The sequence below is a fragment of the Pseudonocardia kongjuensis genome, assembly GCF_039526905.1.
GTDB lineage: Bacteria > Actinomycetota > Actinomycetes > Mycobacteriales > Pseudonocardiaceae > Pseudonocardia > Pseudonocardia kongjuensis.
Window position 1 is genome coordinate 95,964 of the sequence record NZ_BAAAJK010000030.1, and the last position, 21,693, is coordinate 117,656.

The 21,693-nt window shown below is 73.2% G+C and carries 20 protein-coding genes and 1 pseudogene; 8 read left to right on the forward strand and 13 right to left on the reverse strand.

Annotation, left to right across the window (positions count from 1 at the left end):
• Positions 1-136: 136 nt before the first annotated feature.
• Entirely contained in the window at positions 137-1,114 is a 978-nt protein-coding gene (locus ABD160_RS23015; protein ID WP_344025873.1) for a LysR family transcriptional regulator, read from the reverse strand.
• 128 nt (positions 1,115-1,242) lie between these two features.
• Here ABD160_RS23015 and ABD160_RS23020 point away from each other — a divergent pair, with 128 nt between their 5' ends.
• The 4 genes from ABD160_RS23020 to ABD160_RS23035 are packed head-to-tail and all read left to right on the forward strand — an operon-like array spanning position 1,243 to position 6,378.
• A complete protein-coding gene (locus ABD160_RS23020; protein ID WP_344025875.1) occupies positions 1,243-1,722 on the forward strand; it encodes an NADH-quinone oxidoreductase subunit NuoE family protein in 480 nt (159 codons plus the stop codon).
• Positions 1,719-3,344 (forward strand): formate dehydrogenase beta subunit, encoded by a 1,626-nt coding sequence (locus ABD160_RS23025; RefSeq protein WP_344025877.1) that lies wholly within the window; start codon positions 1,719-1,721, stop codon positions 3,342-3,344. Before ABD160_RS23020 ends, ABD160_RS23025 begins: the two co-directional genes overlap by 4 nt.
• Positions 3,345-3,346: 2 nt before the next feature.
• Positions 3,347-6,166 carry a formate dehydrogenase subunit alpha gene (gene fdhF / locus ABD160_RS23030; protein WP_344025879.1) on the forward strand — a complete coding sequence of 940 codons (2,820 nt, stop codon included), beginning with the start codon at positions 3,347-3,349 and terminating at the stop codon, positions 6,164-6,166.
• 2 nt (positions 6,167-6,168) lie between these two features.
• Positions 6,169-6,378 carry a formate dehydrogenase subunit delta gene (locus tag ABD160_RS23035; protein WP_344025881.1) on the forward strand — a complete coding sequence of 70 codons (210 nt, stop codon included), beginning with the start codon at positions 6,169-6,171 and terminating at the stop codon, positions 6,376-6,378.
• 49 nt (positions 6,379-6,427) lie between these two features.
• Here ABD160_RS23035 and ABD160_RS23040 read toward each other — a convergent pair whose 3' ends face one another.
• Complete coding sequence (locus ABD160_RS23040; RefSeq protein ID WP_344025883.1) at positions 6,428-7,036, reverse strand: NADPH-dependent F420 reductase; 609 nt, start codon at positions 7,034-7,036, stop codon at positions 6,428-6,430.
• A 151-nt stretch (positions 7,037-7,187) separates the two neighbouring features.
• On the opposite strand from ABD160_RS23040, the gene ABD160_RS23045 reads away from it, so the two are divergent.
• Positions 7,188-7,781: a TetR/AcrR family transcriptional regulator gene (locus ABD160_RS23045; RefSeq protein WP_344025885.1), complete on the forward strand. Its 594-nt coding sequence runs from the start codon at positions 7,188-7,190 to the stop codon at positions 7,779-7,781.
• 152 nt (positions 7,782-7,933) lie between these two features.
• On the opposite strand, the gene ABD160_RS23050 is transcribed toward ABD160_RS23045, so the two are convergent.
• The 7 genes from ABD160_RS23050 to ABD160_RS23080 form a co-directional block, all read right to left on the reverse strand.
• Positions 7,934-8,239, reverse strand: coding sequence for a hypothetical protein (locus ABD160_RS23050; RefSeq protein WP_344025887.1), 306 nt, complete (start codon positions 8,237-8,239; stop codon positions 7,934-7,936).
• Between the two features lie 7 nt (positions 8,240-8,246).
• Entirely contained in the window at positions 8,247-9,506 is a 1,260-nt protein-coding gene (locus ABD160_RS23055) for a glutaminase (protein ID WP_344025890.1), read from the reverse strand.
• Complete coding sequence (locus tag ABD160_RS23060; RefSeq protein WP_344025892.1) at positions 9,506-9,988, reverse strand: hypothetical protein; 483 nt, start codon at positions 9,986-9,988, stop codon at positions 9,506-9,508. The genes ABD160_RS23055 and ABD160_RS23060 overlap by 1 nt, the downstream gene beginning before the upstream one ends.
• Positions 9,989-10,052: 64 nt before the next feature.
• Positions 10,053-10,721: a SanA/YdcF family protein gene (locus ABD160_RS23065; RefSeq protein ID WP_344025895.1), complete on the reverse strand. Its 669-nt coding sequence runs from the start codon at positions 10,719-10,721 to the stop codon at positions 10,053-10,055.
• Between the two features lie 103 nt (positions 10,722-10,824).
• Positions 10,825-12,477 carry a class I adenylate-forming enzyme family protein gene (locus tag ABD160_RS23070; protein WP_344025897.1) on the reverse strand — a complete coding sequence of 551 codons (1,653 nt, stop codon included), beginning with the start codon at positions 12,475-12,477 and terminating at the stop codon, positions 10,825-10,827.
• Positions 12,478-12,487: 10 nt separating this feature from the next.
• Positions 12,488-13,453: a cyclase family protein gene (locus ABD160_RS23075; protein WP_344025899.1), complete on the reverse strand. Its 966-nt coding sequence runs from the start codon at positions 13,451-13,453 to the stop codon at positions 12,488-12,490.
• 175 nt (positions 13,454-13,628) lie between these two features.
• Entirely contained in the window at positions 13,629-14,513 is an 885-nt protein-coding gene (locus ABD160_RS23080) for a TetR-type transcription factor C-terminal domain-containing protein (protein WP_344025901.1), read from the reverse strand.
• Positions 14,514-14,596: 83 nt separating this feature from the next.
• On the opposite strand from ABD160_RS23080, the gene ABD160_RS23085 reads away from it, so the two are divergent.
• Positions 14,597-16,252 carry a class I adenylate-forming enzyme family protein gene (locus ABD160_RS23085; RefSeq protein WP_344025903.1) on the forward strand — a complete coding sequence of 552 codons (1,656 nt, stop codon included), beginning with the start codon at positions 14,597-14,599 and terminating at the stop codon, positions 16,250-16,252.
• A 60-nt stretch (positions 16,253-16,312) separates the two neighbouring features.
• Here the strand turns inward: ABD160_RS23085 and ABD160_RS23090 are convergent, their stop codons facing one another.
• The 4 genes and pseudogenes from ABD160_RS23090 to ABD160_RS23105 all read right to left on the reverse strand — a co-directional run bounded on the left by ABD160_RS23090 (position 16,313) and on the right by ABD160_RS23105 (position 18,982).
• A complete protein-coding gene (locus ABD160_RS23090) occupies positions 16,313-17,530 on the reverse strand; it encodes a hypothetical protein (protein ID WP_344025905.1) in 1,218 nt (405 codons plus the stop codon).
• Positions 17,531-17,803: 273 nt separating this feature from the next.
• Positions 17,804-17,983 (reverse strand): annotated as a pseudogene (locus ABD160_RS23095) (MmpS family transport accessory protein); the annotation flags it as partial.
• 82 nt (positions 17,984-18,065) lie between these two features.
• Positions 18,066-18,812 (reverse strand): hypothetical protein, encoded by a 747-nt coding sequence (locus ABD160_RS23100; protein ID WP_344025907.1) that lies wholly within the window; start codon positions 18,810-18,812, stop codon positions 18,066-18,068.
• On the reverse strand, positions 18,809-18,982 hold the full coding sequence (locus tag ABD160_RS23105; RefSeq protein ID WP_344025909.1) for a hypothetical protein: 174 nt from the start codon (positions 18,980-18,982) through the stop codon (positions 18,809-18,811). The genes ABD160_RS23100 and ABD160_RS23105 overlap by 4 nt, the downstream gene beginning before the upstream one ends.
• 266 nt (positions 18,983-19,248) lie before the next feature.
• On the opposite strand from ABD160_RS23105, the gene ABD160_RS23110 reads away from it, so the two are divergent.
• Together ABD160_RS23110 and ABD160_RS23115 are read left to right on the forward strand one after the other, a co-directional pair.
• A complete protein-coding gene (locus ABD160_RS23110; protein ID WP_344025911.1) occupies positions 19,249-20,658 on the forward strand; it encodes a helix-turn-helix domain-containing protein in 1,410 nt (469 codons plus the stop codon).
• A complete protein-coding gene (locus ABD160_RS23115) occupies positions 20,655-21,617 on the forward strand; it encodes a phosphotransferase family protein (RefSeq protein WP_344025913.1) in 963 nt (320 codons plus the stop codon). Before ABD160_RS23110 ends, ABD160_RS23115 begins: the two co-directional genes overlap by 4 nt.
• Positions 21,618-21,693 lie beyond the last annotated feature (76 nt).

Consider the following 21,693-nt stretch of genomic DNA (forward strand, 5'->3'; position numbering starts at 1 on the left):
GTGCGGACACACCGATCCCGTGCGGACACCGGTCCCGTGCGGACCCGGCCGGCGGGGCGCGGGCGGGGCGGGGCGCGGCGGGGACGGTGCGGGCGGGGACGGTGCGGGCGGGGCGCGGCGCGGCGCGGGCGGGCTGCTACCGGAGGTCCGGCGCCGGGACGGCGCCCCACGGCCCGACCGAGCCGGTCACCGCCGCGACCGAGCGGTCCAGCTCGCCGGCGACGTCGAGCCCACCGACCACCTCCAGCAGCGCGTTCGCCGCGATCGAGTTCGGCTGCCTGCCCGGGATCACGATGCCCACCGCGGGCTGCGGGCTCGGCTCGGCCAGCGGGATCGTCGTCATCCCCTCCGGGATGCCGAACGCGTGCAGCCAGGTGTGCGCGATGATGCTGGAGCACGCCCCGCCCGCGGCGTGCGCGTAGAGGCCGTCGACGGTGTTCGTCTCGACGGCCGGGGTCAGCCGGGTGCCCGCCGCGGCGGCCGCGTGCTCCAGGATCCGGCGGTTCTGCATGCTGGTGTCGAGCATGCACAGCGGCAGCGCCGCGATGTCGCTCCAGCGCACCGTCGGCCGCCCGGCGGCCGGCCCGTCGGCCGGGGTGAGCAACAGGTAGTGCTCGCGGTAGAGCGGGACGGCCGCGGTGGCCTCCGGGGTGTGCGGGTCGAGGTAGGTCAGTCCGACGTCGATCTCGAACTCCTCCAGCTTGCGGAGGATCTCGGTCGACGACAGCGCCTCGATCCGCACGCCGGCCTGCGGATGGCGCTCCCGGAACGGCGTGGTCACCAGCGGGCTCGGCGGCACCGCGGTCGGGATCGCGCCGATCCGCAGGGTGCTGGTCAGCTCGTCGCGCATCCGGTCCAGGTCGTTCCGGAGCCCGTCGCGTTCGGCGAGGATCCGGTGCGCCCACGCGACGACCCGGCGGCCCTCGTCGGTGAACCCGGCGAACCGGCGGCCGCGCTGCACGATCGTCACGCCCAGCTCGCGTTCCAGCTTCCGGATCGCCGCGGACAGCGCGGGTTGGCTGGCGTGGCTGGCCGCTGCGGCCCGGCCGAAGTGCTGCTCCCGGGCCAGCGCCACCACGTACTCCAGCTGGCGGATCAGGATGTCGGGCGGCATCACACGAGTCTAACCAGCTGTGATCGACGTTACTTATCAACGGATCGACAGGTCGACTCACAGGACTCTTGTCGATGCGTCTCCCTCTTGACAACGTGTGAGGAGCATCACTGGCGATGGGGAGGCACATGTCTGACGTGGCACTGGACACCGGACGGGCCGCCGCCGTCCGGGAGATCGCCGCGGGCCTGTCCGGCGAGCGCGGCGCCCTGATGCCGATCCTGCACCGGGTGGTCGAGGAGATCGGCCACATCACGCACGCCGACACGGCGGTGATCGCCGAGGTGCTCAACCTCTCCGAGGCCGAGGTGCACGGCGTCGCCACGTTCTACAAGGACTTCCGGCGCACCCCCGCCGCGGAGTGCGTCGTGCAGATCTGCCGCGCCGAGGCCTGCCAGGCGGTCGGCGCGAACGAGCTCGTCGAGCACGCCACCGGCACGCTCGGCATCGCGATGGACGCCCGCACCGACGACGGCACCTACGAGCTGGAGCAGATCTTCTGCCTCGGCAACTGCGCGCTCGGCCCGGCCGTCACCGTCGACGGCCGGCTGCACGGCCGGGTCACCCCCGACCGGTTCGACGCGCTGTTGCAGGAGCGGGCCCGATGAGCGCCCCGGTGACGGTGTACGTCCCGGCCGACTCCGCGGCCCGCTCGGTCGGCGCCGACGAGGTCGCCGACGCGCTCACCGCGGCCGCCGCCGGCGCCGGGCGGGAGATCCGGATCGTCCGCAACGGCTCCCGCGGCATGCTCTGGCTGGAGCCGCTGGTCGAGATCGACACCGACGGCGGCCGGATCGCCTACGGGCCGGTGACCGCCGCCGACGTCGCCGGGCTGGTCGACGACGGGATGCTCGACGGCGCGGCCACCCGGCTCTGCCACGGCCGCACCGACGACATCGACTGGCTGTCCTCCCAGCAGCGGGTCACCTTCCGCCGGGTCGGCGTGATCGATCCGCTGAACATCGAGGACTACCTCCGGCACGGCGGGTTCGCCGGGCTCGACCGGGCCCTGCAGATGTCGCCGGCCGAGGTCGTCGAGACCGTCACCGAGTCCGGCCTGCGCGGCCGCGGCGGCGCGGGCTTCCCGGCCGGGATCAAGTGGAAGACCGTGCACGACGCCCCGGCCGGGCTGAAGTTCGTCTGCGCGAACGCCGACGAGGGCGACTCCGGCACGTTCGCCGACCGGATGCTGATGGAGGGTGACCCGTTCACCCTGATCGAGGGCATGACCATCGCCGCGTACGCGGTGGGCGCCACCGAGGGCTACATCTACCTGCGCTCGGAGTACCCGGACGCGGTCCGCGTGATGCGCCAGGCCATCGAGATCGCCTACTCCCGCGGCCGGCTGGGCGAGCGGATCGCCGGCAGCGACCTGTCGTTCGACCTGTTCGTCCGGGTCGGCGCCGGTGCCTACATCTGCGGTGAGGAGACCTCGATGCTGGAGAGCCTCGAGGGCAGGCGCGGCACGGTCCGGGCGAAGCCACCGATCCCCGCGCTGGAGGGGCTGTTCGGCAGGCCGACGGTCGTCAACAACGTGCTGACCCTGGGCTCCGTCCCGATGATCATGGCCGACGGCCCGGCCGCCTACCAGGAGCTGGGCGTCGACCGGTCCCGCGGCACCCAGGTGTTCCAGCTGGCCGGCAACATCCGCCGGGGCGGGATCGTGGAGACCGCGTTCGGCATCACGCTCGGCGAGCTGGTCGAGGGCTACGGCGGCGGCAGCGCGTCCGGCCGGCCGGTGCGCGCCGTGCAGGTCGGCGGCCCGCTGGGCGCCTACCTGCCGACCACCCGGTTCGACCTGCCGATGGACTACGAGGGGTTCGCCGCGGCGAACGCGATGATCGGGCACGGCGGCGTGGTGGTGTTCGACGACACCGTCGACATGGCCCGCCAGGCCCGGTTCGCGATGGAGTTCTGCGCGATCGAGTCCTGCGGCAAGTGCACGCCGTGCCGGGTCGGCGCGGTGCGCGGCGTCGAGACCATCGACAAGATCATCGGCGGGGTCGACCGGGAGCGGAACCTGCTCCTGCTGGACAGCCTCTGCGACACCATGACCAAGGGCTCGCTGTGCGCGATGGGCGGCCTCACCCCGATGCCGGTGCGCAGCGCCGTCACCGACTTCGCCGAGGACTTCGACCGGCCGCCGGTGCACACCGGACTGCCGGTTCCCGACAAGTTCGCCGCCGACACCGCCGCCCGCAACGCGGCACTGATGGGCACGGAGGAGTAGCGATGGCCCTGCTCAAGGAGACCGACCACGGCACCCCGGCCCGCACCTCGGACACCACGGTCACCGTCGAGATCGACGGCCACACCGTCGAGGTCCCGGCGGGCACCTCGGTGATGCGCGCGGCCGCCGAGGCCGGCATCACCATCCCGAAGCTGTGCGCGACCGACTCGCTCGAACCGTTCGGCTCCTGCCGGCTGTGCCTGGTCGACATCGAGGGCGGCAAGGGCACCCCGGCCAGCTGCACCACCCCGTGCGCGGACGGCATGACGGTGTCCACCCAGACCCCGGAGCTGGCCGAGCTGCGCCGCGGCGTGATGGAGCTCTACATCTCCGACCATCCGCTGGACTGCCTGACCTGCCCGGCCAACGGCGACTGCGAGCTGCAGGACATGGCGGGTGTGGTCGGGCTGCGCGACGTCCGCTACGGCTACGAGGGCGCGAACCACCTCGACGAGGGCAAGGACACGTCGAACCCGTACTTCGACTACGACCCCAGCAAGTGCATCGCCTGCTCGCGCTGCGTCCGCGCCTGCGACGAGGTGCAGGGGACCCTGGCGCTCACCATGGAGGGCCGCGGCTTCGACAGCCGGATCGTGCCCGGCGGCGCACCGGACTTCCTGTCCTCGGAGTGCGTCTCCTGCGGTGCCTGCGTGCAGGCCTGCCCGACGTCGACGCTGCAGGAGAAGTCGGTCGTCGATCTCGGCATGCCGAACCGGACGGTGCTCACCACCTGCGCCTACTGCGGCGTCGGCTGCTCGTTCAAGGCCGAGCTGCGCGGCGACCAGCTGGTCCGGATGGTGCCGTACAAGGACGGCGGCGCCAACGAGGGGCACAGCTGCGTCAAGGGGCGGTTCGCGTTCGGCTACGCCGACCATCCGGACCGGCAGCTGTCGCCGATGATCCGCGACTCGATCGACGACGAGTGGCGGGTCGTCGACTGGGACACCGCGCTCGGCGAGGTTGCCCGCCGGTTCTCCGCGATCCGCGACGAGGTCGGCCAGGGCGCGATCGGCGGGATCACCTCGTCCCGGACGACGAACGAGGAGGTCTACGCGGTCCAGAAGATGGTCCGCGGGGCGTTCGGCAACAACAACGTCGACACCTGCGCCCGGGTCTGCCACTCCCCCACCGGCTACGGCCTGAACCAGACCTTCGGCACCTCGGCCGGCACCCAGACGTTCGCCTCGGTCGAGCACAGCGACGTGCTGCTGGTGATCGGCGCCAACCCGACCGACGCGCACCCGGTGTTCGCGTCCCGGATGAAGCGCAGGCTGCGGGCCGGCGCGCAGCTGATCGTCGCCGATCCGCGCCGGATCGACCTGGTCCGCTCGCCGCACATCGAGGCCGCGCACCACCTGCAGCTGCAGCCGGGCACCAACGTGGCGCTGGTCAACGCGATGGCGCACGTGGTGGTGACCGAGGACCTGACGGACCGGGAGTTCCTCGACGCCCGCTGCGAGGGCCTCGACGAGTACCTTGAGTTCATCTCCTCGCCGGAGAACTCGCCGGAGATCCTGGAGGAGGTGATCGGCGTCCCCGCCGAGGAGGTCCGGGCGGCGGCCCGGCTGTTCGCCACCGGCGGCAACGGCGCGATCTACTACGGCCTCGGCGTCACCGAGCACTCGCAGGGCTCGACGATGGTGATGGGCATGGCCAACCTGGCGATGCTGACCGGCAACATCGGCCGCGAGGGCGTCGGGGTGAACCCGCTGCGCGGCCAGAACAACGTGCAGGGCTCCTGCGACATGGGCTCGTTCCCGCACGAGCTGCCCGGCTACCGGCACATCGGCACCGAGTCGGTGCGCGACATCTACGAGCAGCTGTGGGGCACCACCCTGGACCCGCACCCCGGGCTGCGGATCCCGAACATGTTCGACGCCGCCGTGCGCGGCACCTTCCGCGGGCTGTTCGTGCAGGGCGAGGACATCGCCCAGTCCGACCCGAACACCCGGCACGTGGAGGAGGCGCTCACCGCGCTGGACTGCCTGGTCGTGCAGGACCTGTTCCTCAACGAGACGGCCCGGTTCGCGCACGTCTTCCTGCCCGGGACGTCCTTCCTGGAGAAGGACGGCACCTTCACCAACGCCGAGCGGCGGATCAACCGGGTGCGGCCGACGACGGCGCCGCGCACCGGCAAGCACGAGTGGCAGGTGGTCAGCGAGATCGCCGGCCTGATGGGCTTCGACATGGGCTGGGCGAGCTCGTCGGACATCATGGACGAGATCGCCGCGACCACCCCGACGTTCGCCGGGGTCAGCCACCGGCACCTCGACGAGGTCGGCTCGGTGCAGTGGCCGTGCAACGACGCCGCCCCGCTGGGCACGCCGATCATGCACGTCGACGGCTTCGCCCGCGGCAAGGGCAAGCTCATGCCCACCACCTACGTGCCGACGCTGGAGCGCAGCACCCGGCGCTACCCGCTGATCCTGACCACCGGCCGGATCCTCAGCCAGTACAACGTGGGCGCCCAGACCCGGCGCACCGCGAACTCGTCCTGGCACGCCGAGGACGTGCTGGAGATCCACCCGCACGACGCGGAGGACCGCGGGATCTCCGGCGGCGAGTTCGTCGAGATCAGCTCCCGGGTCGGTTCGACGCGGCTGCGCGCCCGGCTGTCGGACCGGATGCCGGTCGGCGTCGTCTACACGACGTTCCACCATCCGGTCTCCGGGGCGAACGTGGTGACCACGGAGAACTCCGACTGGGCGACGAACTGCCCGGAGTACAAGGTCACCGCGGTGCAGGTGGCGCTGCGGGTGGCGGCCGAGGCCGGGACCGAGGACGCCGGGCACACCGCCGCCGTCGCCGTGGCGGGTGACTGACGATGTCCGGCACCACCACCCCGGAACTGCGGATGGCGCACGAGATCGCCCGCCAGTTCGCCGGCCGCCCGCACGACGAGGCGGTCGGGACGATCGCCGGTCACCTGCGCAAGTTCTGGGCGCCGGCGATGATCGCCAACCTGGTCGAGGAGGCGGACCGGGGCGCGGACCTGGACCCGCTGGTGGCGGGGGTCGTCGCGGAGCTGCGGTGACCGACGTCCGGCGCCCGACGCTGTCGCGCCGGTCGTTCCGCCCGGCCCGTCACAGCGTGAACCGGTCGGTGAGCTGCAGCCGGATCCCGGCCAGCGGACCGCCGACCTGCTGGAGCCGCCCGCCGACGGCCAGCGTCCCGAGATCGACGGCCGCGAAGCCGATCTCCTCGATCAGTCCGGCGACCACGGCCTTCGGCCCGGCGTGGTCGCCGGAGACGAACAGCACGGTGCGGGCCTTCCCGGCGGGCGGATCGGCGAGCCAGGCCATCGGCGCCGAGTTGAACGCCTTGACCACCCTGGCCCCGGGCGCGAGATCGGCGACGATCTCGCTGGAGGTGCGCCCGGAGATGTCGCCCAGCGCGAGCGGCGCGGTGCCGGTGAAGCGGTTGGTGGCGTCGACGAGCACGCGATCGGCCCAGCTCGGGATCGCCGACAGCGCCTTCTGCACGTTGGGCCAGTCCACCGCCAGCACGACGATGTCCTGCTCGGCGGCCTGCTGCGGGGTGCCCGCCGCGGCGCCCGGTCCGAGCCCGGCGACCAGCGGGGCCAGCGACTCCGGGTCGCGCGAGCTGCTGAGCACGACCCGGTGCCCGCGCGGCAGCACGTGTCCGGCGACGGTGGTGGCGACCTGGCCGGCGCCGATGATTCCGATGTTCACGGTGATCTCTCCCCACGACGGTCCGGACCGGGAGCACCTCGCTCCGGGCGGCCGCCATCGATATTGACCGATCGGTCCATATCCGGCAAGGGTCGTGCCGCACACCCCACATCTGGTGGTCCGTGCGGTCCAGAACTCGTATCGTGGCGGCGTGCCCCGGCCCCGCGAGTTCGACGAGGACCGGGTCGTCCTGGCCATCCGCGACGAGTTCTGGGACAAGGGCTACGCGGCGACGTCGATGGACGACCTGCTGCGGGTGAGCGGGCTGGGCAAGGGCAGCCTGTACGGGGCGTTCGGCGACAAGCGCAGCCTGTTCCTGCGGGTGCTGCGCGACTACGACGACGCGAACCTGCGGATGCTGCGCGAGCGCCTGGCCTCCGCGGAGCGCGGGATCGACGTCGTGCGCGAGTTCGTGCTCGGCCCGGCCGGCGACCCGACCGGCGCGGCCGCACGCCGGGGCTGCCTGCTCGCCAACACCAACGCCGAGCTCGCCGTCAGCACCCCCGACGTGGCGGCCGAGGCCCGCCGCACCTACGAGGGGGTCACCGCCGTGCTCGCCGCCGCGCTCGAGCGGGCGCAGCGCGAGGGCGACCTCGATCCCGGCGTCGACGCCGGGACGGTCGCCGGCACGGTCCTCGCCACCCAGCTCGGCATCGTCGCGCTCGGGCGGACCGGGATGGATCCCGGCACACTCGGCGCGACGGCCCGATCCGCCCTGGCGCGGCTGCTGCCCGCCGCGCCGTAGCCGCGACGGGTGCACCGGCGCGGGCGGACCGGCCCCGGCCGGCGATCCGCGCCGGCACCGGCTCGGACAGCAGCGACCCGGACAGCACCGGCCCGGACAGCACCGACTCGGGCCCGCGGCAGACGGCGGGAGGTCGCCGAGCAGGTGGGCGGTCAGCCGGAGCCGGTCCGCCACGCGGCGACCGCGTCGCTCACCCGGCGTCCGTGCGTCGCCGACAGGTCGCGCTCCCGGTACGGCGACCGGCTGCCGCGGGCGATCGGCGCGCTGTCCTGCACCGCGTCGGCGAGCCGGTGCAGGTACTCGCGCCCCTGCCCGCGCAGGCCGCGGATCTCGGTCCCGTCCAGCGCCAGCAGCACCGAGTAGCCGACCGGGCCGTGGTTGCAGTGCACGTCGAGCAGCAGCCGGCCGTCGTCGTCGAGCAGGAACCAGTGGTGCGGCTCGTGATCGACGACCCGCATCGCGGGATCAGCCGCCGCCGGCCGGCCGGGACCGGACCTGCGGCCGGGTCCCGTCGCCGAGGTCCGGATCCGGGAGGACGCCGTCCGGGTCGACGACGGCGACGGTGTGCCCGTCCAGCGCGAGCCGGCGCAGGCCCTCCAGCGTCATCCGCCGCCCGACGTCGGAGAACCGGTCGACCCGGGACAGGTCGAGCACGATCTCGGAGTCGTCGACCGGCATCTCGGCGAGCCGGTGCAGCACCGCCTCCGCCCCGGAGAACTGCACGACGCCCTGCAGCGCGACGACCGTCGTGTCGCCGTCCGGCCGGATCCCGCGCAGCACGGTCGAGCCGTACGGCTCGGCCTGCATCAGGTGCATGCCCATGTCGCGGGAGAGCCGCTCGCAGATCGCGACGCCGCGCACGCTGTTGCCGTGCCCGTCCAGCCGCGGGGACACGGTGGCGAGCCCGAGCTGGCCGGGCAGCGCGCCGATCAGACCGCCGGCGACGCCGCTCTTGGCCGGGATGCCGACCCGGACCAGCCAGTCCCCGGCGCCGTCGTACATGCCCGAGCCGGCCATCACCGACAGCGTGCGACGGGCCACGTCGGCGGGCACCACCCGTCGTCCGGTGACCGGATGGACGCCGGCGTTGGCCAGCGTCGCGCCCATCACCGCCAGGTCGCGGACGGTCACGTTCACCGCGCACTGGCGGGTGTAGCCGTCGACGACCTCGGCGGCCGGCTCGCCGAGCACCCGGTAGTTGCGCAGCATGTGCGCGATCGCGAGGTTGCGGTCGGCGGTGTCCATCTCGGACCGGTACACCGACTCGTCGACGGACAGCCGCCGCCCGGCCAGCTCGGAGAAGAAGTCCAGGATCCGCTCGACGCGGGCGGCGCCGGTGGCGTCCGGCCCCACCAGCAGGTGGTGCACGGCGATCGCCCCGGCGTTGATCATCGGGTTCTTCGGGCGGTGCGTCCCGCCCTCCAGCGACAGCTCGTCGAACGCCTCGCCGGACGGTTCGACGCCGACCGTCGCGTCCACCACCTCGGTGCCGCGGTCGGCGAGCGCGGCGGCGTAGGCGAACGGCTTGGAGATCGACTGGATGGAGAACTCGACGTCGGCGTCGCCGGCCGCGTAGGTGCGCCCGGCGACCGTCGTGACGGCGACGCCGAGCACCTCCGGATCGGCCTGCGCCAGGTCCGGGATGTAGTCGGCGACCGCGCCGGAGCGGTCGCCCGCGACGCCGTCGAGGACCTCGGCCAGGTAGTCGGGGACGGGCGTGCGCATCAGCTGCCGCCCGATCCGGCGGCCGCGCTCTGCTGCTCCCACAGGGACAGCACGACGGCGACCACGAACAGCTGCACCGGCAGGCTCAGGCCGGGCAGCTCGGCCTCGGCGCCGCCGCGCCACCAGCTCAGCCTGCGGACCGAGCCGAGGGTCCGCCCGCCCTCGACGAGCAGCTGCTCGGAGCGCCAGATCGAGGCCCGCCGGAACTCGTAGGACCGGCCGTCGGCGGTGACCGTCCAGCGCTTGCGGGCGACCCGCTCGGCCGTGGCGACCACCGCGCCCGGCCCGGCCGCGCCGCCGGTCTCGTCGGTCAGGGTGTAGGTGCTGCGGAAGGCCCGCGTCCCGATCCGGTACTCGCGCCCGTCGACCGTCATCCGGCCGCCGGATCGCCACCAGTGCGAGCTGAACGTGGTGACCGGCGTGCCGTCCACGGTGAACGCATAGGCGCTGCGCCACGGACTGGTCTTCTCGGCGCGCAGCACGTCCGGTATCGAACCACCGGCGCCGGCCGGAGCACCAGCGGGCGCGCCGTCCCCCGCGCCCGGCTCAGGAACGCGGCGGCGCCCACGAGGCACGCCCGTCACCGTCGATCGGGATCGGCGGCCCGCCGGTCACCCCGGGCCGGACGACGGTCTCCACCAGGCCCCGGACCCGGGCCGCCACCTCGCGCCCGGCCCGGCCGCCGTCGCCCACCACGAGGCCCTGGGCGTCGAGGCCCGCGGCGTGCGCGAGATCGACCGCCCGCGGCGCGTACAGCTCCTGGGTGACCACGACGGCCGTCCCGACCCCGAAGATCTCGTGCGCGCGGCGCATCGTCTGCCAGGTGCTGAAGCCCGCGTAGTCGGTGAAGACGTCCTCCGGCGGCACCCCGAGCGCGAGCGCGGCGTCGCGCATCGCACCCGGCTCGTCGTAGGAGATCCGGCTGTTGTCGCCGGACATCAGCAGCGCGTCCACCGTGCCGCTGCGGTACAGCTCGACCGCCGCGCCGACCCGCTCCCCCACGATGGTGCCGAGGGTGCCGTCGTCCTCCACCAGCGATCCGGGCACGATCACCACCTGGGCCGGGCGCAGCTGCGCCGGGTCGCGGAGCACGTCGTCGGCGGTGCGCCCGAGGACGACCAGGTTCGCCAGCGCGACGGCCAGCGCCCCGAGCAGGACGGCGGCGCCGACGGCGAGCGGTGTGCGGGACCGCGGGCGCCGGACGGATCGGCTCACGACGGAGGGTGGAGCGGGGCCGGCCGCTGCATCGTCACGTTCCCCGATGCTAGCGGGACCGGCCGCCGCCCCGCCGCGCGCTGCGCGGGTGCTGCGCCGGCGCCTACCGGATCCGCAGCTCGCGGCGCAGGACCTTCCCGCTGACCGTCTTCGGGATCTCGTCGAGGATCTCCACCTGCCGCGGGTACTTGTAGGCGGCCATCCGCTCCCGGGTGAAGGCGACGAGCTCCTCGGGCGTGACCGTGGCGCCGCCCCGCAGCGAGACGAACGCCTTGACCGTCTCCCCGCGGTACTCGTCCGGCACCCCGACGACGGCGGCCTCCCGCACCCCGGGGTGCTCGTAGAGGACGTCCTCGACCTCGCGCGGCCAGATCTTGTAGCCGCCCGCGTTGATCTGGTCCTTCTTGCGGTCGACGATGTAGAACCAGCCGTCGGCGTCCATGTACCCGACGTCGCCGGTGTGCAGCACGCCCCCGGGCAGCGCGGTCGCGGTCTCGTCCGGCTTGTTCCAGTAGCCGGCGACGACCTGGGGCCCCTCGGTGACCAGCTCGCCGATCTCGCCGGCCGGCAGCTCCCGGCCGTCCTCGTCGACGACCCGGACCATCGTGTTGTAGGTGGGCACGCCCACCGACAGCGCCCCGGACGCCGGATCGACCGGGGCCTCGGCGTGGAAGGGCACCCCGTGCGAGGGGGACGTCGTCTCGGTCAGCCCGTAGATGTTGTGGATGTAGTGGCCGAACGTGGCCCGGAAGGCCTCCACGGTGCTCGGCGGGATCGGCGCGCCACCCGAGTAGATCTTGGTGAACGACGCCAGCTTGGCCGGGTCGACGTCCGGCACGTTCATCAGTGCGATGAAGACGGTGATCGAGCCGACGGTGAACGTCGCCCGCTCCGCCGCGATGGTGTCGACGGCCAGAGCCGGGTCCAGCCGGTACATCAGCACCAGCGGCGCCCCGGTCAGCAGCGAGATCGCGATGTGCCCGACCAGCCCGGTGATGTGGAACAGCGGGGCGACGCCGAGCACCACGTCGTCCGGGCCGATGCCGATCCAGTCCCGGTAGGTGCGGGCGTTGAACACCACGTTGCGGTGGGTCGTCATCGCGCCCTTCGGCGGGCCGGTCGTCCCCGAGGTGTAGGTCAGGAAGGCGATGTCGTCCGGCCCGAGCTCGACCCGGGGCGGCGCGCTGCCGGCGTAGCGGTCGAGCAGCCCGGCGAGGTCGAGGGTGCCCGGGCACTCGATGCGCTGTACACCGGCCAGCACCGCGGGCTCGTCGCCGGACCGGTACTCCAGCTCCGAGGTGGTGATCACGGTGCGCACCGCGGTGCCGCCGACCACCGCGGCCGCCACGTCGCGGTACAGCGACTGCAGCGCCACCAGCACGGTCGCCCCGGAGTCGGTGAGCAGCTCGGTGAGCTCGCGTTCGCGGTTCATCGGGTTGATCGACACGGCGATGCCGCCGGCCTTCCAGGTCCCGATCTGGGCGATGACGAACTGCGGGACGTTCTGCGCGAAGATGGCCAGCCGCTCGCCGGGGGCGAACCCCTCCGCGGCCAGTGCGGCCGCGAAGGAGTCGGTGAGCCGGTCGAGCTCGGCGAAGGTGATCCGGCCGTCGAAGTAGCGGATCGCGTCGGTGCCCGGTGTCCGGGCCGCGGTCGCCCGGAACATCTCCAGCGCGTTGTCGTACTCCGGTTCGATCGCGGCCGGCTGGCCCGGGTCGTACCGGGCCAGCCAGGGCTTGTCGTCGTACACGCTCATCGGATCGGGCTCACCGGATCACGACGGGATTGACCGGGGCGCCGGTGCCCTCGACGACGTTCAGCGGGGCCGCGGTGTAGAGGAAGTCCCACCGGCCGTCGGCCGCGCAGGCCTCGGCGAGCTTGTCCAGCAGGACGATCTCGGTGAGCACGATGCCGAGGTTGCGCATCAGGGCGCAGTGCAGCGGCAGCATCACGCCCGACACCGGGTCCTTGGTGACCTCGTTGGCGATGGTGTCGGTGACCAGGTTCGGGATCTCCCGGCGGTGGAACCACTCGACGAGCTCGCGCGAGTAGGTCAGGCCCGGCTCGACGAAGTCGGCGTAGAACTCCTCCGCCGGGACCGAGTAGAAGTAGGCCAGGAAACCGGTGCGGATCAGCAGGACGTCGCGCTGCCCGATCTCCACGCCCTGGGCCTTCGCGGCCGCCTCGAGATCGGTGTGGTCGAAGGTCTCGCCCTTGTCGAGCCACGGCTTGCCGCGGTGGCGCGCCATGTCGATCAGCACCCCGCGGCCCGCCACCCCGCGCTCGGCGATGGCCTGCACGGACGCCTTCTTCATGCCGTCGACGGTGTCGCGCGCGTCGTAGCCGTTCCAGATCTTGCCGTCGTACCAGACGTGCCCCAGCGCGTCGTACTGCGTGGAGCCCTGCAGGAAGATCTCCGCCTTGTCGTCGGCGTAGTGCAGGCCGCCGGGGAACGCCGGGGCGCCCTCCTTGCCCTCGTCCCACGACGACTCGTCGAGCACGTTGGTGCGGTTGATGCTCTCCCGGCCGGGGAAGACCGGATCGCCGTGCGGGTGCCCCATCGGCGCCTGCAGCGGGAAGACCTCGCCGGACCGGACGTACCGCACCCCGCGCAGGACCTGTTCGGCGTCGAGGTAGTTCAGGGCGCCCACCTCGTCGTCGGGACCCCACCGGCCCCAGTTGCTGAGGGCGTCGTCGCCGAGGAGTTCCCGCATCGTGGGCACGTCGGACATACCGTCTCCTTCTACGCTGAAGTGATCACCGAGAACCAGAACGCTCGGTCGGTGGATGTTCAGGATCATGCAGAGCACGGCAGGCGGCGTCAAGAGTGACACCCGACCAGCGGCAGAATGGCCCGGACGGGCCCGGAGGGTGCGCCCTGCGCGGCAACCGGTCGGGACGACCGGTTCAGCTTAACTGAACTTCGGAGGGGGTCGGCGGGACGTGCCGCATCATGTCCAGCGCGAGCGAGGCGTAGCGGCGGGCGAGCTCGGCCGGCCCGGTCGCCGCGGCCTCCGGGGACCCCGGGAACCAGTACGGCAGCGCCAGGCACATCGTCGTGATCGCCCTGGTCGTGGTCCGCACGTCGGCCGCGGTGAACCGGCCGAGCCGGACCGCGACCGAGGCCGCCTGCTCCAGCAGGTCCGGCACCCGGCGCTGCAGGGCCACCAGCCGCTCGCGGTTCGGCTCCTCGACGCTGCGCAGCTCCGACAGCACGAGCGAGGCGAGCTCGGCGCGCTCGGAGTGGAACAGCGCGAGCGCCTCCACCATGGCGGCGAACCGCCCGGCCGGATCCGCGGTCTCCCGGCCGGCGGCGGCGACCCGCCACTCGAGGTCCTGCAGGGCGATCTCGAGCAGCGCCACCAGCAGCCGCTGCTTGCTCGGGTAGTGGTGGTACAGCCCGGGGACGCTGATGTCGGCGCCGGTGGCGATCACCCGCATGGTGGCGCCGTGGTACCCGGTCTCGTTGAGGACCTCGACCGCCGAGCTGAGCACCGGATCGAGCTCGAGCGGGGCGAAGACCCGCCACTGCCCGGCGCCCGGTGTCTCCGGTGGCGCGGCGCGGCCGGTCCCGTCGTCGGGGGGCGGTGCCTCGAGCAGCCGCGCCGCGGGCACGTCCAGGCAGCGGGCGATCTGCTGCAGGCGTTCGATCGTGAGCCCGACCTTGTCGTTCTCGATCGCGCTCATGGTCCCGACGCTGACGCCCAGCTCGGCGGCCAGCCGGCGGAGCGTGATCCCGGCACGCCGGCGGGCGGCTCGGACCGAGCCGCCCCCCGCCGACGGTTCAGGCATGCTGAACAGCATACGGGTGGTCCCCGTCGTACACTGCGGGCCGTGCGACCCGGCCCGGTCGATCCGCCCTCCGGTCGTGGACGGTGAGCGTCTACGAGCGGCGTCCCTGGCTGGCCAGGTACCCGCCGGGGCTGGCGCGGACGCTGCGCCGCGAGCACGACTCGCCGGCGGCCGCGTTCGCCGCCGCGGTGCGGGCCGCGCCAGGCGCCGCGGCGATCCGCTACTTCGGCACCACCCTCAGCTGGTCCGAGCTCGATCACGCCTCCGACGCCGTGGCCGCGCTGCTCGTCGCCCGCGGGTTCGCCCCCGGCGACCGCCTCGCGCTGTGCCTGCAGAACGACCCGGCGTTCGTGATCGGGCTCCTCGGCGCGTGGAAGGCCGGCGGGGTGGCCGCGCTGGTCAGCCCGATGAGCAAGCAGCGCGAGCTGGAGTTCGCCGTGGCGGACTACGCGCCGACCGCGCTGCTGGCGCTCGACGACCTCTACGAGGAGGTGATCCGCGCCGTGCTGGCCCGCCCCGGGAACACCGTGCACACGGTGATCACCGCCTCCCCGCTGGACGGTCAGCCGCAGCCGGACGGCCGGCTGTTCGACGGCGCCGTCGCGCGCCGCCCCGGTGACACCCTCGATCTCGGCGCGCTGGTCGCCTCGTACGCCGGATCCCCGCCGGCCCTCGTCCCGCCGCGGCCGGACGAGGTCGCGGTGCTCGCCCCGTCGTCCGGCACGACCGGCGCCCCGAAGGCCGCCATGCTGACCCACGGCTCGCTCGCCCACAACGCGCAGACCTACCGGGACTGGACCGGCCTGCGCCCCGGCGAGCCGATCCTGGCGACGGCGCCGCTGTTCCACGTCACCGGCCTGGTCGGCGCGGTGCTCCTGGCGTTCGTGCTCCGCTCGCCGCTGGTGCTGACCCACCGCTTCCACCCGGGCGTCGTGCTCGACGCCGTCCGCGCGCACCGGCCGGCCTTCACGGTCGCCGCGGTGACCGCCTACATCGCCCTCGCCGACGAGCCGGGGACCGGCCCCGCCGATCTCGCCTCGCTGCGCCTGCGCCTGTGCGGCGGGTCCCCGCTCCCGCCCGAGGTCGCCGACCGGATCGAGGCCGAGCTCGGCGGCTACCTGCACAACGTCTACGGGCAGACCGAGTCGTCGTCGCCGACGCACATGGTCCCGCCCGGGCTCCGCGCCCCGGTCCACCCGGACACCGGGGTCCTGTCGGTCGGGCTGCCGGTCTTCGACACCGCGGTGACCGTGCTGGACGAGGGGCGGCCGGTGCCGGTGGGCGAGATCGGCGAGCTGATGACGTCCGGGCCGCAGATCGCGCCCGGCTACTGGCGGCGGCCCGCCGAGACCGCCGAGGTGTTCACCGCGGCCGGGATGCGGACCGGCGACGTCGGCCTGATGGATCCCGACGGCTGGTTCTACGTCGTCGACCGCAGCACCGACCTGATCAACGCCGCCGGCTACAAGGTGTGGCCGCACGAGGTCGAGCAGGTGCTCACCCAGCATCCGGCGGTCCGCGAGGCCGCCGTCGTCGCCATCGCCGACGACTACCGGGGCCAGTCCACCCGCGCCTACGTGGCCCTGCAGCCGGGCACCGGCGCGACCGAGGTCGAGCTGATCGAGTACTGCCGGCGGCAGATGGCCGCCTACAAGTACCCGCGGGAGGTCGAGATCGTGACGGCCCTGCCGCGGACGGCCACCGGCAAGCTGATGCGCCGCGCGCTGCGCGGGCGGTGAGCCGGCCGGCGCGGTGGGAGACCTGCCGTCCGGTGATCGGGTGCCGAGCGGGCGACGCGATCAGGGTCGGTCCTCCGGCCGGTCGACGGGCTCGGCCGCGCGCCACCTGTCCGCCTTCGCCTGGACGGCACCACCGGCACGACTGACACCCGCGAGACCGCTGTCCACGATCGTGCCACCGAGCTCCCGGATCGAGCGTCCGGAACCGGCGGCGACATCACGTACGTGGCGCAGGGCATCGCGGACGGTCGGCGAGACCAGCGGGACCCATCCCTCCACCTGCACCCCGCGGGCCGTCACGAAGTAGTCGAGATCGCGCCGGAGCATCTCCACCGCCGACTTGAGCTTCCGGCCGCTGAACGCCCGGTGGAACTCGGAGACCTTCAGGACACCGTAGACGTCGAGCGCGGTGCGGAGCTCGGCGACCAGCGCACCGTCGGCCTCCAGATGCTCGGCGAGAACAGCATGTGCATCCGCGACAGCGGCCTCGAGGCCGTCCGGCTCCACGCTCTCGATCCGGGCGATACGCAGGCGCTGCCACAGGTAGAGCGACTGCTCGGCGACGACGAGAAGCCGGAGCGACTCCCCCAGCCTGCCCTGCCGGACGACCTGTTCCAGCCGACGGGCACGCTCCGGCGCCGTCACGTCCGCGGGCAGCTCGCGGGCCAGCCGGAGGGCATGCTCCCGGAGGCGTTCGACGCCGACCTCGAGTTCCGGTCCGAGATGGGCGACCGTCGACCAGTCCACGTCACCGAGTCGACCGCCGTCGTCCAGCCGATCGACACGTCGCCGGAGCAGGCGGTGGTGGCCGACGATGTCCCCGGCCCGCTCGGCGCCGGCGAGCCGGAGCAGCTCGTCGGTCTTGCCCTCGACACGCTCGACGGCCTCGCCGATCCGCTCGTCGGCGGCCTGTGCCGCCATGGTCAGCGCGATCACGCCGAGCACGACGGGCGCCGGGCCGACGGCCTTGTTCGACACGATCCGTCCCGAGCTGTTGGTGATCCACAGCCGGAGCGTCGCGGAGCCACCGGACGGAACGCCACGGAGCGCGCTCACGAACTGAACGGTCGTGGCACCGCCGGCGCCGACGGCCGCCGCGTGGGCGATGGCCGATGCGCGGTCCGATCCGGACAGCTGGGCCGGGCGGACCGTGCCGCCGCTCTCGGTCGCCCAGCGCGCCACGAACTCGGCCACCGCGGACTCGTCGCCGATCAACAGCGTCCCGGACGGGTGCTCGGCGGCGACGAGTGTCCCACTCGTCTCATCGATGTCGGGCACGGGCGATCGTCTCCTCGTACTGATGTCGGTTCGTGCGCCGGGCCGTGCAGCGGGCGCCACGCCCCTGCCGATCCGCCCCGGGTCACGCTTGCCGTGTGCGATGCGTTCCTGGTGAAACGACCGGCACCCGCTCAGGGATACCGGGTTTCCGACCGGGAATCGCATCGGCAGCGGAAGCAGCGACGCAGGCGGCCGGGGGCATCGCCTCGAGCGGTGCGGAGCCGGCCTCGCGAGTGACGTGGCCGCGACCCGGTGCACCGTTGCCGCCGGGCGTCAGCGGTTCCCGCTGCACGACACCGCCGAGAAATCACCCTCCGCCGACTCCTCGGAGATGACCGCACCATCGACGAGGATCCGGCAGGAGATCTCACCGGACCCGCCGGCAGCGCTCACCGAGTAGTCGGTGGGTCCTGGCTCGGCGGGCAAGGTCCGCTCCCAGGGCAGCTCCGCGCCGGAGACCTGGGAGACCGGTGGAGCGCCTCACGACAGCGGATGGAGCGGGGCCGGCCGCCGCCTCGGCGCCCCACGGCACCGCTCATCGCGCGCAGGACACCCGCTCACCCGCGACGTCCCAGGTCGTGCGCCCGTTCGCTGCATCGACCAGCGTGATCACGGTCCCCGCAGCCGTGTCGACGGTGCTGCCGTCGGCGACGAGCGACGCCCCGGCCGACCACTTCTCCCCGGCGACGGCGTCGGCCGGCGGGGTGACGATCTGCTGGTGGACGACGTCCTCCGCGCCCTGCGGCGTCGTGCCGGGCGGGTGCTCGAGCGCACCCCATCCTGTTCCCAGCCCCTCTGCGTACACCACCACGTGCTGCCCCGCCGCCCCGGAGAACACGACGGTCTCCGCACACCGCTCGGCCTCACGCGCGAGCCGTTCCGGATCGACCCGGAACACCACCTCCCCGGCCAGCCCGGAGACCAGCGCGCCGAGCGTGCCGAAGTGCAACCGGGCGCCGGCGCCGTTCCGGGTTGCGACGGCGACCGTCCCGAGGTCGGAGGAGGTACCGGCATCACCGCCCTTCCGACCGGCCCGGACCCCGTCCTGCTCCCCGGAACCCGCTGGTTCCGCGGTCACCGGCACGTCCTCCCCGACACCTGACAGCCGGGCGGGCCACGCCGCCTGGTTGGTGACGACGCCGACGGCCACCGCCACCACGACCAGGCACGACGCCATCACGACGAGGCGCCGGCGGTTCGGGGCATCCGATGGAACGGCCGCGAGCGCGACGAGCAGTGCGGCGACGCCGACGACCAGGGTCGCCCAGTCCCCACCGGTCACGGCGCGGCCTCTTTCCCGGGGTTCACACCTGCAGAGGTGACCGTGCCCGAGGGCTCGCCGCCAGCACCGGCGGCGAGGCTGCACGCCACGACCGCGCCGGCGACGAATCCCAGGAGCAAGCAGGTCACCGCGATCCGGAACAGCGTCGAGAAGTCGGCGAGAACCTTCATCACACACCGTCCGGGCGTACGGACCGAGCAGTGCTCGGTCGGTCGAGGTCGGACCGAGTAGTACCTGTCCTCGTGGCCATGGCTGGTCCCGCCTTTCCCTGCCGCGGAGCGGTGCGCCGTCATACCGGGACGACCGGCGTGCGTCATGCCGTACCGGGCCGGATCGACGTCCGGCTCGGTATCCGTCTTCTCGGTGCTCGTACTGCCGTTCGAGAGAAGTTTCGCCCACGAATGACCCCGCTGCAAGGACGGATCCGGCATTACTAATGCCGGATAGCTCGCACGAAGCGAGGCAGAAGATCCAGTCCTCAGCAATCGACCGGCGCAGAGTTCGGCAGTTTGACTGCCGGTCGGACGATCTGCACACTTGCCTCGTGCGAGTCGAAGAGCAGGAGTCCCCGAACGGCACAGCCAGATGGACCGCGGTCGTGACGGAGGCCATGAAGGCGCGGGGACTGACCCAGGCGGGTCTCGCCGACCGACTGGGCATCAAGGAGCGAACGGTCCGCGCGATGTTCAGTGGTGCGATCGGGGTGACGCCGGAACGACTCAACACCATCGCCGAGATCCTCGACCTCGACGCGATCGAGCTGTTCCGCCTGCACAACTGGGTCGCTGCCGAGCGCGCGGCCGCGACCGACACCGGCACCGCCGCCCGGGATGCCGTGGAACTCCTGAACGACTCCGCGCTCGCTCCGCGCAGCGGCGCCGCGCTGCTGGTGGAACGCGCACTCGAGCTGGGTGGCTACCGTGCCCACGTCCACTCCTCCCTGCTGCCCACCCCGATTGCGGGACACACCCGTGACCGTGACTACGTCGGCGTGGCCGTTGCTGACCGCCCGTCCGGCGACCGCCGTACCGGGCGCCTGCCGGACGACGAACTGGAGCGGGAACTGCGTGCCGCGTTCGCGGTCGCGATCCGGCTCGGCCCGGCGCTGCTCGAGGACAGCCCCGACAACCTGGCGACGCTCGAACGGCTCTGGCCGGACGCCGACGCCTGGTTCTGGGTTCCGAAACTGATGGCCTCCCGCCCGCCGCGGGCACCGGCCCCGCTGCCCGGCGGAGTGGAGACGGTCGTGGTCGTCGGCGACCACGGCGCCGGTGCCAGCCACATCGGCGCCTATCTGGCGGACCGTGCGGGATGGGGCTACGTCGGGACCAGCTTCGATGCGCAACGCGCATTCGGGCGCGCCCCCGACAACCAGGCGGCGCACGACCAGCACTGCCTGGACATCGCCGACGCCTACCTGTCGAGCGACCACGGCCGGTACCGGGTGATCGCACACGGGAGCCGGTCCACGGTCGACTCACTGATCCGGCGCGCGGCGGACACCGACGCCGGCCGCAACGGGCGGCCGAGGCGTCGGACGGCCGTGGTGTACGCCCGTGCCAACGACACCCTCGTCGAGTACGGGAGCCGGGTGTGGGGGAACCGGATGGACGCGGTCGTGCCGGGCGTCTCCGCTGACTACCGCGTCCGCAACGACCGGGCCATCGCGACCGCGCGGCCCGGATGTGCCGTGGAGGAGTTCGCACACGTGGCGGCGATCGAGATGCCGGCGGACGTGCTGGTCGACCGCGGTCGCCGCCAGCCCGAGATCGACCGGTGGCCCTTCCAGGAGGCGGCCGCAGAACGGATATGGGCCGCACTCGCGGCCGGGAGGCCCGCCAGGTGACGGTGCCCGGGTACCTCGGCCGGCTGCTCCGCGAACAGGTGACCCAGGTCGACGAGCGGGTGCGGGGCGTCGGCGGCTACCGGCACGACAGCGAGCGGATCCGGACGGCCGTCGCGCACGTCGGGCCACTCTGCCGGCAGCTCGGCCTGCGCCGGTTCGTCCGCACGCTGAACCCGGGCACCGGCAAACCCCAGGTCCTGTTGGTCTTCTGCGATCCGGCCGACCGGCCGGTGGTGCTGAAGGTGTACGGGCACCGACGCCCGAACGAGGCCGCCGTCCAGCGGCTCTGGGCGCGCCGCGGTGTCACCGCAGCGACCGACGTGCTCGAGTCCGGTGAGGACCCGGTGAGCTGGCTCGTCATGCCGCTGGTCGGCGGCACCCCCCCGACGGCGCAGCGCGGACCGTCGCTCACCGAACGGTTGGCCCGAATCATGCGCCGCGCACATCGGGTGCACGATCCCGGGGTGGGTGAGTACCGGGGCCTCTACGAAGGGATCGAGAGCCACCTGCGCACCGTCCTCGATTCCGCGCGCGCACACGGTTACCAGGTCCGGCCGGACGTCCCGGAGCTCGCCCGGGAGTGGATGGCGCAGGGCACCCCCACCTTCGTGCACGGTGATCTCGCCCCGGCCAACCTGCTTTGCGACGACCGGGGCCGCCTGGCGTTCCTCGACACCTGCGGCTACACCGGGCCCGCCGAGTTCGACGCGGCCCGCTGGTGCGCCAGGGTCGGTGGCCCGGAGATGGCGGTCCGGGCCCTCGAACGCTGGCTGGAGGGTGAGCCGGGCCTGGACCGGCCGCTGGCCAGGCGCCTGCTCGGGATCGAGATGTTCTTCGAGGCGGGCGTCCGTGAGATCCGGAAGGACGAGCGCGGGCTCCCGTGGGCCGACCGGGACCCGGGAACTCTCGCGCGGCTCGCCCTTGCCGGACAGCTGGTCGACAGGGCGCGAACCGCCTGACGGGACGGACCGGCGGCCACCCCGCTCACCGCGCAGCGCGAGAGGCACCCGGCCCCCGCATCCCGAAGCCGGCCCG